Here is an 8,635-nt window from a genome sequence, read left to right as displayed (position 1 = left end):
GCTGGGGCGGTGCCGGCCTCGCGCTCGGCACCGCCCCAGCCGATCAGGGAACGCCGGGTCGGCGCGGAGCCGGCGGGCTCGGCGACGTCGGTGCTGCTCGTGCTGTCCGGGGTGTCCGTCATGGCGTTGTTCTCCTACTTCACGACGGCGGCGGCGAGCTTGGACAGGGGCTCGGCGAGCGCGTTGACCGCGTCCGAGAGCTGCTTGCGGTCGGCCTTGCCGACGGTGTCGTACGAGACGAAGCCGTCCGAGGTCTTGTCCGTCCGGAACGTGTCGAGCAGCTTGTTCAGCGCGGCGAACTGCTTGTCGAGCTCCGCGGTCAGCGCCGCGTCGTTCTCCGAGGCGACCGGCTTGAGCAGCTCGTACGCCTTCTGCGCGCCGTCGACGTTGCCCTTGAAGTCGCTGAGGTCGGTGTGCGAGTAGCGGTCCTCCTCGCCGGTGACCTTGCCGGTGGCGACCTCGTCGAGCAGCTCCTTGGCGCCGTTGGCCATGGAGGTCGGGGTGATCTCGGCCTTGCCGACGCGCTTCTGCCAGTCGGTCAGGTCCGTGACGAGCTGGTCGGCGAGGGCCTTCTGCTCGTCACCGATCTTCTTGTCCTCCCACAGGGCCTTCTCCAGCGCGTGCCAGCCGGTCCACTTCTGGCCCTTCTCCAGGCCGTCGGCGCGGGTGTCGGTCTTGGGGTCGATGTCGCCGAAGGACTCGGCGATCGGCTCGGTGCTCTCCCAGCCGACGCGCGAGGGGGCGTAGGCCTTCTTGGCGGCCTCGAGGTCGCCGGCCTTGATCGCGTCGGCGAACGTCTTCACCTTCGGGATCGTGGTGTCGGCCTCCGACTGGGCCCACTCGCGGTAGGAGGCGACCGCCTTGTCCAGGCGCGGGTCGCGCTTGGCGACCTTGCCGCCGGTCACGGTGAGCTTCTGGCGGACGCCGTGGCCCTTCATCCCCGGGCGGCAGGCGATCTCGTACGAGCCGGCCTTCACCTCGGCGGTGAGCGTGTACTTGGTGCCCGGGCCGATGTTCTCCTTCTCCGAGACGATCCGGTCGTCGGGGAAGACGATCTCGACCTCGGTGGCCTGGGACCCCTTGTTCTCGATCTTCAGGGTGACCCGGCCGGCCGGCACGGTCTTGCTGGAGGTCTCGCACTTCGAGTCCGCGGCCGTCACCTGGATCGCGTCGCCGTTCTTCGCGTCGCTCTTCTGGGTGCAACCCGTGACGGCGGCCAGAGCGGCCGCGGTGGCGGCAGCGGTGACAACGGACAGTCGAACGGCTCGCATGCAGGCTCCAAGAGAAGTCGGACAAGCCGCACGGCGGGGCCCGTTCGGCATGGTGAGGCTGGCCTAACTTATCTGAGGCTTGCCTGAGTGATACCCACCCGTGCGGTGATTCACCTCTCACGGAAGCCGTACAGGAACGGCTTGATCACGGTGACTCAAAACGGACCCCATGGGAACGTCAAGGAAAGGTCAAGCGGAGTGGTTCGTCGCGTTTCGGGGTGATGAGCGCGGCGCCGGTCCTGGGGTGCGGGAACACCTCGACCGGCTGACGGTAGACATCCGTCAACAGCCCGTCGGTGAAGACCTCCACCGGCCGGCCATGGGCCGCGACACGACCGGCGCACAGAATCGCGACCCGGTGCGCGTAGGCCGCCGCCAGCCCCAGATCGTGCAGCACCACGACCACCGCGTCACCGGCGCGCGCCCTCTCCCGGCACACCCGCAGCACCAACTCCTGGTGCCGCAGGTCGAGTGCGGCGGTCGGCTCGTCGAGCAGCAGCAGCGGCGCGCGCTGCGCGAGCACGCGGGCGAGCGCCACCCGTGCACGCTCCCCGCCGCTGAGCGCGCCGAACGGGCGTGCCGCGAAGGCGGTGACCTCGGTGGCCGCCATGGCCGCGCCGACCGCCGTGTCGTCGTCCCGCCCGGTGTGGGCCCAGGGTGCCCGGCCCATCCGGACGACCTCCTCCACGGTGAACGGGAAGGAGAGCGTCGCCGACTGGGGAAGTACCGCCCGCCGCAGGGCGAGTTCGGCGGGGGACCAGTCCCGTACGGGTCGCCCGTGGACTCGTACGACCCCTTCCGCCGCGGGCAGATCGGCCGCCAGCGCGGCCAGAAGGGTCGACTTTCCGGCCCCGTTGGGCCCGACCAGCGCGAGCACCTCGCCCGCGCGGGCGGTGACGTCGACACCGCGCAGCACCTCCCGGCCGCCGAGCCGGACCCGCAGGCCCTCGGTCTCGGCGAGGACGTCGCCGGGGGCGGGCGCGGACGGCGGCAGGGGCCGCACCGCGCGCGGGAGCCGCAGGCGCCTGGTGTCGTTGCCATGGGTGGGTCTCATGCCCAGCCTCCTTGCTTACGGCGGGTCCTGCGCAGCAGCCAGAGGAAGAACGGGCTGCCCAGCAGCGCGGTGAGGACGCCCAGGGGGAGTTCGGCCGGCTGCGCGACGGTCCGGGCAGCGAGGTCGGCCGCGAGCAGGACGGCGGCGCCGCCGAGGGCGCTGCCCGGGATCAGGAAGCGGTGTCCGGGCCCGGCCGCCATGCGCAGCAGATGCGGTACGACGAGACCGACGAACCCGATGATCCCGGACACGCTGACGGCCGCCGCGGTGAGCAGCGCGATGACCAGTACGAGGACGAGCCGCAGCCGTTCGACGTCGACGCCCAGGTGCCGGGCCGGCCGTTCGCCGAGGGACAGCAGATCGAGCCGGCGGGCGTACAGCGGTGCCAGCGTCAGGCCGATCGCGGCGCAGGGCAGCACCGCGAGGACCTTCGGCCAGGTCGCCTGGGCCAGCGATCCGAGCTGCCAGAAGGTGATCTGGCTGATGGCGGCGGAGTCCGCGAAGAACAGGAACAGTCCGATCAGGGCGCCGGTGAAGGCGTTCAGTGCGATCCCGGTGAGGATCAGCGTGACGACCTCGGTGCGTCCGCCGGAGCGGGACATCGCATAGACGAGCAGGACGGCGGCCAGGCCCGTGACGAACGCGACGGCCGGGACGGTGAAGGTGCCGAGGAAGTCGAGGCCGAGCGCGATGGCGGCGACCGCGCCGACCGCCGCGCCCGACGAGACGCCGATGACCCCGGGTTCGGCCAGCGGATTGCCGAACACGCCCTGCATGAGGGCGCCCGCGCAGCCCAGCGAGCCACCGATGAGCAGCGCGAGCACGATCCGCGGGAAGCGCACGTCCCACAGGACCGACTCCGGGACCCGGTCCAGCGCGGTGCCCCCGAGACCGGCGCGGTGCGCGACGGAGGCGAGCACGTCCCCGGTCGGGATCGGGTACGCGCCGAGCCCGGCGGCCACGGGGACCAGGACGAGCAGGGCGGCGAGCAGTCCGGCGGTCAGGAACCAGGGGGCGCCGCGTACCCGGCCGCGTACGGGAGCGGCGGGCGACCCGTCGGTGACAGGTTCGGTGACAGGTTCGGTGACGGGTTCGGTGCCGGGTCCCGCGACCGGTTCGGTGTCCGGTTCGGCGGGCGCCCCGGGTGCCGGGTGGTCGAGGGCGGTCATCGGGCCTCCCCGTACAACTGCCGTACCAGCGACTTCAGTACCTGGTCCGTGCGCGGCCCGTAGTTGAGGAGCACCCCGTCCTCGATGGACACCACCCGGCGGTTCGCGCCGGCCGGAGTCTGCGCCACCCCGGGGATCCTGACGAGCCCGTCGGTTCCGCCGACGGACGCGAGTCCCTTGGACATCACGAGGATCGCGTCGGGCGCGGCCCGGACGAGCGCCTCGGTGGTGATGGCGGTGAAGTCCTTGTCCAGACCCGACTCGGCACCGGCGTCGACCGCCCCCGCCGCCTCCAAGAGAGAGGCCGCGCCCGAGCCGCGGCCGCCGATGAGATAGACGGAGGCGGAGCCGCGGAGGTAGAGGAAGGCGACGCGCGGGTGGTCCGCGTGGGCCGGAACCGCCTTGTGCACGGCGGCGATCCGGTCCTGCGACCGCTCGGCCAGCCGTTGTCCCGCCGCCGGTACGCCGAGGGAGCCGGCCACCGCCCTGATGCGCGTGCCCACGTCGGCGAGGCCGCGCGCCGGGGCGACGACGAGGACGGGGACGCCCGCGTCGCGGAGCTGTTGCATGGCCTCGTCCGGCCCGGTCGTCGACTCGGCGAGGACGAGGTCGGGGTGGAGGGAGAGCACGCTCTCGGCGGAGACGTCGTGGTTGCGGGTGACGACGGGCAGTTTCCTCGCCTGTTCGAAGGTCGCCGTGATGTCGCGGGCCACGACCCGGTCGCCGAGCCCGAGCGTGAAGACGATCTCGCTGAGGCTGCCGGACAGCGGAACGATCCGGTCGGCCTTCTCGACGGTGGTCCTCTTTCCGCCGAACGACCGGACCGTGACGGGGAGTCGGGGCGTTCCGGGGGACGCCAGGGGTTCGACGCGGTCGGCGCCGTCCGGTCCGTTCGTCCCGGCCGCTCCGGTCGCCGCCGCCGGAGCGGAGCTGTCGGAGCCCCCGCATCCGGTCAGGGCGAGGGTGAGGGCGAGCGCCGACAGCAGCGCCCCCGCCAGTCGTGTGCGCAAGCGTTGCACTGTCCCGTTGTTCCTCTCGGTCCTCTTCCAGCACGTCCGGTCGATAGTTTAGGTTAGCCTTACCTAAGTCGCCAGGGGTTCACCGGACCCCGGAATCCGGAGGACACCCATGACCGCGCGTTCGAGGGCCCTGGGGGCCGCCGTGGTCTGCGTGGCCGTGCTGGTAGCCCTGCTCACCGCCACGGCCGCACACGCGACGAGCCGCACGGTGCGGGGCGGACGGCTCGACTGGGGCATCAAGTCGTCCTTCCAGAGCTATGTCACCGGGCCCATCGCGAAGGGGAGTTACTCCCTCACCGGGGGAGCGGCCACGGTCGGTGCGAGCCGGTTCCGCTTCCACTCCGCCACCGGCTCCTACGACGGCGGCACGGGCGCCTTCACCGCCGCCTACTCCGGCGGAGTCCGCTTCGTCGGACACCGCAAGAGCGGCGGCTACGAACTCGACCTCACGATCAGCCGCCCCACCGTCCGCATCGCCGGCGGGGGCGGCACCCTCTACGTCGACATCACCAGCAAGGCGAAGGGCACCGGGACGGTCACGACGTCCACAGCGGTGCCCTTCGCCACCCTCTCCCTCGGCGGTATCGACATGAAGGGCGGCGGCACGGCGGTACAGCTCAACAACCTTCCTGCCACGCTCACTTCACAGGGCGCCCGGTCCTTCGCCGGCTACTACACGGCGGGCACGGCGCTCGACCCGGTGAGCCTGGAGGCGGACGTGCCGGCCCCGGCCCGGCCGTCGGCCACACCCACCGCCGCGCCCTCCACGTCCCCGGCGAAGAAGACCGGGAAGGCGGCGGGCGCGATCGAGGACGGAGCCGTCGACTGGGGTGTGCGCCGCACCTTCCGCGAGTACGTCACCGGGCCCGTCGCCGACGGCAGGTGGACGCCGGCCTCCGGAGCCCGGGACGGCGGCGCGCTGTTCCGCTTCCCCGCGGGCGAGGGCACGTACGACAGGAAGAAGCACGTCCTGAAGGCCGGCTTCGACGGAACCCTGCGCTTCACCGGCCGCCATGGGCTCGACCTCCGGCTCGGCGGACTGCGGGTCACCGTCGCCGACGGCAGGGGAACGCTCTACGCCGACGTGACGAGCGCGGACCTCACCGGGAAGAAGGTCCCGCTCGTCACCTTCGCGGCCAAGAGTCTGACGCCCAAGGACGGACTGCTCCAACTCGCGGAAGTTCCGAGTGAATTGACCGCGCGCGGTGCCAAGGCGTTCGGCGGGATGTATCGAGCCGGCACGCGGATGGACCCCGTGACCCTCTCCATCGCCCTGACGGACGACGCCCGGCTCCCGGCCCTGCCCGACCTCGGCGAGCCCGTGTCCCCCTCGCCCGCGCCGAGCGCGTCGCCCGCACCCGGTGCGAAGGACGCCGCCGCGCCCCGCACCGAGAACACCGCGAGCGGCGGCCCCGTCGGCGGGTCCCTCCTGCCGGTCGGCCTCGCCGTCGGGGCGCTGCTCGCGGCCGCGGCCGCCTTCGGGTTCGTCCGCAGGCGCCGTACCCGCACCGGCTGACCCGACGGCCCTCAACCCCTCAACCCCTCACGCCCAGAACCGACTTACCCCCGAACCCCTCAACCCGACCTACCCCGAACCCCCGAGGAGACCTCCTGCCATGGCCGCACTTCGCCGCCGCCCTCTCGCACTCGCCGCCGCCGTCGCGGTCGCCCTGGGGGCCGGCGCCCTCGCCGTGACCAGCGCCTCGGCCGCCGAAGCACCCCTCAAGGACTACGAGTTGACCTGGGGCATCAAGCAGTCCTACCGCTCGTACGTGACCGGGATGGCGGCCGGTACCTTCACCCCGGCCGGCGGGGCGACGCAGGCGGCCGGCAACGGCGCGTTCACCTTCGCCGACGGCAGCGGGACGTACGACTCCGGCACCCACGCCGTACGGCTCGGCTTCGCGGGCAGTCTGAAGATCGCCTCCACGCTGCACGGCTTCGAACTCACCCTGTCGGACGTGAGATTCGACAGCGCGGCGGCCGAGATCACCGCCGATGTGACGAGCGGCGGCACGACGCGGAACGACGTCCCGCTCGCCGATGTCACCGTGACCCGCACGATGACGGACATGGAGACCAAGCTGACGAAGGAGGCGGCGACCGTCCTCGGCAGCGCGGGCTACGAGGGCGCGGCGGGCGACCCCCTCACCGTGACGCAGAAGCCGGCCGCGACCCAGACGCCGTCGCCGACCGCGACCCCGACCGCGACGGGTTCCCCGTCCCCGGAGCCGACGTCGTCCACGTCCGCGTCCGGCTCACCCTCGGAATCCGCCTCGCCGTCCGCGTCGCCCTCCGGCCCGGCCTCGGGGAGCGCGAGCCCGAGCGTCTCGGCCTCCGAGACCGGCGCAGCCGCGCAGGGAGAGATAGCGGACGGCACCCTCGGCTGGGGCGTGAAGCAGTCCTTCCGTACGTACGTCGTGGACGGTGCCGCCCAGGGGAAGATCACCGCGTCCGGCGGGGCGACGCAGGCCGCCGGCAACGGCGCCTTCACCTTCCCGGACGCCACCGGCACCTATGACACCGACGCCGACGCCGACACCCTCTCGGCCTCCTTCAAGGGCGCGGTCAACTTCAAGGGCCACGAGGCGAACGGCAGTTACGGCCTCGACCTCACCCTCAGCGACCTCGGTGTGGAGCTCGACGGCGGCTCCGGGAAACTCACCGCGGACGTCGACAGCCTCGGCAAGACCTCCGACGACGTCGTCCTCGCCGACCTGAACGCGAACACCGCCGACCTGACGGCGACGGACGACGTGATCACCCTGGACGGGGTGACCGCCAAGCTCACCAAGGCCGGCGCCGAGGCGTTCGGCGGCTTCTACGCCGAGGGCGCCGAACTCGACCCGGTCGGCCTCTCGGTGGCGCTGAACGACGACGCCCAGCTCCCCGGCGGGGACGGCGGCTCGGACTCCGGCTCCGGCTCCGGGTCGGGCGGCTCCGGTACGTCGTCGGGCACCACGGGCGGCGCGGGGACGACCGGGTCCACGACGGGCGGTGTCAGCGGCGCGCTGGCCTCCACCGGGTCGGAGCTCCCGGCCGGCGCGCTCGGAGCCGCGGCCGCGGTGACCGTCGCCGCGGGCGCCGGTGTGGTGGTCGCGATGCGCAGGCGGCGGATCGCCTGATCCGCCGGACCGGACCGGACGTCTCCCGACCGGTCCGAACCGCCCCGGACCGCCCGCATCCGACACCGTTCCCGATGACCGGGGAGCGTTCGGAGGTGGGCGGTCCGGTTGTGCGGGTCACCGACGAGGCGGATGAATGTTTGAATGCCGGAGTGACTGACTACGACGTGCTGCGGGTCTTCTGCGGACCAGGCGGCGGGTATGGCAATGAGCTCGGTGTCGTGCGCGAGGGCTCGGTGATGCCGGCCCGCGCCGAACGGCAGGAGTTCGCCGCGAAGCTCGGCTTCAGCGAGACCGTGTTCGTCGACGACCCCGAGCGCGGGATCATCGACATCTACACCCCTTCGCTGCGGCTGCCGTTCGCCGGACATCCGTGCGTCGGGGTGGGCTGGCTGCTCGACGTGCCCGAACTGGTCACGCCCGCCGGTGTGGTGGGGGTCCGGCTGGACGGCGAGTTCAGCTGGATCGAGGCGCGGGCCGAGTGGGCGCCGCCGAGGACGCTCCGGCGGCACGGGACCGCGGCCGAGGTCGAGGCGCTGGCCGTGCCGCCGTCGGGGGAGTGGATCTACGCCTGGGCCTGGGAGGACGAGGCCGCCGGCCGCGTACGGGCCCGTGCCTTCCCCGGCCGCAACGACGGCATCGAGGAGGACGAGGCCACCGGGGCGGCGGCACTGCTGCTGACCCGGCAGCTCGGCCGGGCCCTCAACATCACCCAGGGCGTCGGCTCCCAGATCCTCACCGCACCCCAGCCGGCCGACTGGGTCGAAATGGGCGGCCGCGTCCGCCTGGAACGCTGAAGCAGCACCGACCGGCGCCGGACCCGTGCTCGTCAGGGCAGGGTCCGTGTCGAACGCCGGGCCACGCACCTCAGGGCAGAACTCGCACCGAACGCCGGCCCCACGCACCTCAGGCCAGGGCTCGCACGGAACGCCGGCCCTGCGCTCCTCGGGGCAGGGTTCGCTTGGAACGCCGAGTCCGCGCCCCTCAGGGGCGCCGG

The 8,635-nt window shown here is 72.7% G+C and carries 7 protein-coding genes; 3 read left to right on the top strand and 4 right to left on the bottom strand.

The window, feature by feature from the left end; translation table 11 throughout:
* Window positions 1–134 precede the first annotated feature (134 nt).
* The 4 genes from efeO to ACWEBX_RS27220 form a co-directional block, all read right to left on the bottom strand.
* A complete protein-coding gene (efeO, locus tag ACWEBX_RS27235) occupies window positions 135–1,271 on the bottom strand; it encodes an iron uptake system protein EfeO (protein WP_451887440.1) in 1,137 nt (378 codons plus the stop codon).
* Between the two features lie 178 nt (window positions 1,272–1,449).
* A complete protein-coding gene (locus ACWEBX_RS27230; RefSeq protein ID WP_451887439.1) occupies window positions 1,450–2,325 on the bottom strand; it encodes a heme ABC transporter ATP-binding protein in 876 nt (291 codons plus the stop codon).
* Window positions 2,322–3,494, bottom strand: coding sequence for a FecCD family ABC transporter permease (locus ACWEBX_RS27225; protein WP_451887438.1), 1,173 nt, complete (start codon window positions 3,492–3,494; stop codon window positions 2,322–2,324). Before ACWEBX_RS27225 ends, ACWEBX_RS27230 begins: the two co-directional genes overlap by 4 nt.
* Window positions 3,491–4,504, bottom strand: a complete 1,014-nt coding sequence (locus tag ACWEBX_RS27220; protein WP_451887437.1) for a heme/hemin ABC transporter substrate-binding protein — start codon at window positions 4,502–4,504, stop codon at window positions 3,491–3,493. Before ACWEBX_RS27220 ends, ACWEBX_RS27225 begins: the two co-directional genes overlap by 4 nt.
* A 118-nt stretch (window positions 4,505–4,622) precedes the next feature.
* On the opposite strand from ACWEBX_RS27220, the gene ACWEBX_RS27215 reads away from it, so the two are divergent.
* The 3 genes from ACWEBX_RS27215 to ACWEBX_RS27205 all read left to right on the top strand — a co-directional run bounded on the left by ACWEBX_RS27215 (window position 4,623) and on the right by ACWEBX_RS27205 (window position 8,435).
* Complete coding sequence (locus ACWEBX_RS27215) at window positions 4,623–6,029, top strand: HtaA domain-containing protein (RefSeq protein WP_451887436.1); 1,407 nt, start codon at window positions 4,623–4,625, stop codon at window positions 6,027–6,029.
* 100 nt (window positions 6,030–6,129) lie between these two features.
* Window positions 6,130–7,638 carry an HtaA domain-containing protein gene (locus ACWEBX_RS27210; protein WP_451887435.1) on the top strand — a complete coding sequence of 503 codons (1,509 nt, stop codon included), beginning with the start codon at window positions 6,130–6,132 and terminating at the stop codon, window positions 7,636–7,638.
* 152 nt (window positions 7,639–7,790) lie between these two features.
* On the top strand, window positions 7,791–8,435 hold the full coding sequence (locus ACWEBX_RS27205) for a PhzF family phenazine biosynthesis protein (RefSeq protein WP_451887434.1): 645 nt from the start codon (window positions 7,791–7,793) through the stop codon (window positions 8,433–8,435).
* The last annotated feature ends 200 nt before the right edge of the window (window positions 8,436–8,635 follow it).

It is taken from the genome of Streptomyces sp. NPDC005070 (assembly GCF_053600395.1).
Note: the sequence above shows the minus strand (reverse complement) of the source record. Positions and strands in the feature narration are given on the sequence as shown.

Excerpts from the sequence above, each read along its gene's own strand:
- ACWEBX_RS27225 (WP_451887438.1), bottom strand. The coding sequence starts at position 3,494 with ATGACCGCCCTCGACCACCCGGCACCCGGGGCGCCCGCCGAACCGGAC.
- efeO (WP_451887440.1), bottom strand. The coding sequence starts at position 1,271 with ATGCGAGCCGTTCGACTGTCCGTTGTCACCGCTGCCGCCACCGCGGCC.
- ACWEBX_RS27230 (WP_451887439.1), bottom strand. The coding sequence starts at position 2,325 with ATGAGACCCACCCATGGCAACGACACCAGGCGCCTGCGGCTCCCGCGC.
- ACWEBX_RS27215 (WP_451887436.1), top strand. The coding sequence starts at position 4,623 with ATGACCGCGCGTTCGAGGGCCCTGGGGGCCGCCGTGGTCTGCGTGGCC.
- ACWEBX_RS27210 (WP_451887435.1), top strand. The coding sequence starts at position 6,130 with ATGGCCGCACTTCGCCGCCGCCCTCTCGCACTCGCCGCCGCCGTCGCG.